1 protein-coding gene is annotated in these 279 nt (G+C 44.1%); it reads right to left on the minus strand.

What is annotated here, in order from left to right; translation table 11 throughout:
* On the minus strand, positions 1–279 hold a 279-nt coding region (locus tag AAEY75_RS14790), incomplete at both ends, for a helix-turn-helix domain-containing protein (protein WP_352259991.1).

Here is a 279-nt window from a genome sequence, read left to right on the forward strand (position 1 = left end):
CTCTTGCATTATATCAGAAACAGCCTTTTTAGGTTTTAGAGTGTATGAGAAGTCACAGTCTAGAGCTTCAGCCAGTTGCCTTAACTGATTTAGAGTTATGTCGCCATCAGCCTCGCGCCTTTCAAGGACTGAAATTCTATTTCTTGTCATGCCAGCTCTATCTGCTAGCTGGGCGCCTGACATATCCAGAGCTTTTCTTACTGTTCTAATCCAGCCCTCTTTAGGTATTGAGGGGATTAGCGTTCCCTTAACTGCATCAACCAGTTCTCTGTACTGTCT

This window comes from Psychrobacter sp. TB55-MNA-CIBAN-0194, from assembly GCF_040309505.1.
In the GTDB taxonomy this organism is placed as follows: domain Bacteria; phylum Pseudomonadota; class Gammaproteobacteria; order Pseudomonadales; family Moraxellaceae; genus Psychrobacter; species Psychrobacter fozii.